General features: G+C 65.8%; 1 protein-coding gene. It reads left to right on the top strand.

Features of this window, described 5'->3' with window-relative positions; genetic code table 11:
- Positions 1-1,901 (top strand): condensation domain-containing protein (locus GE107_RS26190; protein WP_219644645.1); only part of this gene is annotated, 1,901 nt, incomplete at both ends.

The following is a 1,901-nucleotide window of genomic DNA, read 5'->3' as shown; positions in this document are numbered from 1 at the left end:
GGCGTTCGTGCAGCTGGAGTCGATGCCGCTGACGGCGAGCGGGAAGGCGGACCGCAAGGCGCTGCCGGAGCCGGAGGAAGAGATGGCGACGGGGACGGAATACGCGGCGCCGGAGAACGGGACGGAGGTGAAGCTGGCGGCGCTGTGGGCCGAGCTGCTGCAGCGCGAGAGGGTGGGCGTCCACGACAACTTCTTCGAGCTGGGCGGCCATTCGCTTAAGGCGGCTGCGCTGACGGCCGCGGTTCACCGGGAATTTCAATGCGAGGTATCGCTCGGAGAAGTGTTCGATCGGCCGACGGTGCGCGGGTTGGCGATTCTCATCGAGGAGCGCCGAGCTTCGGGCTTCGCGCCCGCGTACCAGCCGATCCCCTTGACCGAACGAAGGACGTATTATCCGCTTTCTTCGGCGCAAAGCCGGCTGTTCGTGCTGCAATCGATGGACGAGTCGTCTACCGCCTATCATCTGTCCTCCGCCTTGCTCATTCGCGGGCCGCTTGACCGGGGCCGGCTGCTGTCGGCGATCCGGACGATCTCGCAACGTCACGACGCGCTCCGCGCCTCCTTCGAATGGGCGGACGGTCAGCCGGTTCAGCGGATTTCGGCAGAGCCGGTCGCGGAAATCGAATATGAAATCGCGGAAATTTCGGATCCCGAAGCTTGTCTTCGCTCGTTCATCCGGCCGTTCCGGCTGATGGAGCCGCCCTTGCTGCGGGTCAAGCTGGTTCGAATGCCGGAGGATTCGGTTCACCTGCTGCTGCTCGACGCGCACCATCTGGTAACGGACGGCGTGTCGATGGCCGTGCTGGCGCGGCAGTTCATGGAGCTATACGAGGGCAATCCAGCCGCGGCGCTGCCGGTTCAATATCCGGATTACGTCGAATGGCAGGCGCAATGGCTCTTGTCCGAATCGTGCCGGGAACAGGAACATTACTGGCTTCAAACGCTCTCCGGGGACATTCCGGCGCTGGAATGGCCGGGCGATTACGCGAGGCCGCAGCGGTTGGACTACCGGGGCGATGAAGTTTCCGTGACGCTGGACGCCGCGTTGACACGGGAGCTGACGGCGTTCGGCGCCCGCGCGGGGACGACGCTTTACATGACCCTGCTTGCCGTATTCGCGGCCTTGCTGTACCGGTATACCGGGCAAAGGGATATCTGGATCGGCAGCCCGGTGGCGGGCAGGCCGCATGCCGATTTGGCCGAACTGATCGGCATGTTCGTCAACACCGTCGTCATTCGCAGCCAGGTGCAAGGAGATTTGACGTTCGAAGATCATTTGCGGCAAATGAAAGACCGCATTCTCGGCGCCTTGGAGCACGACCGCTATCCGTTCGAACGGCTCGTGGAGAAGCTGGGGGCGCGCCGGGACATCGGGCGCAATCCTCTGTTCGACGCGATGTTCGTCCTGCAGAATACGGGAATCCCGGCCGTGGCATGCGGGGCAACGACATTCGAGCCGTACGCGTTCCGGCGGACGGCGGCGAAATTGGATTTGACGCTGGAGGTCGAGGAACGGAGCGGCGAGCTGCGGTGCCGGTTCGAGTACCGCACCTCGCTTTTCCGCCGGGAGACGGTGGAGCGGCTGGCCGAGCGCTTCGTGCGGCTGGCGGAGTCGGCGCTGCGGGATCCTTCGGCGCGGGTGGCGGACCTGGAATGGATGACGGACGGGGAGCGGCGGCAGGTCGTGCAGGGGTTCAACGACACGGAGGCGCCGTATCCGGAGCAGCTGACGCTGCCGGCGATGTTCCGGCAGCAGGCGGAGCGGACGCCGGATCGCGTCGCGGCGGCGTTCGCGGAGGAGACGCTGACGTACCGCGAGCTGGACGAGCGTTCCGGCCGGATCGCGCGGGCGCTGCGGGAAGGGGGGCTGGCGCCGGAGGAGCCGGTCGGGCTGATGGCGG

It is taken from the genome of Cohnella sp. CFH 77786, assembly GCF_019400745.1.
In the GTDB taxonomy this organism is placed as follows: Bacteria; Bacillota; Bacilli; order Paenibacillales; family Paenibacillaceae; genus Cohnella.
This window is presented reverse-complemented; position numbering and strand designations above follow the sequence as displayed.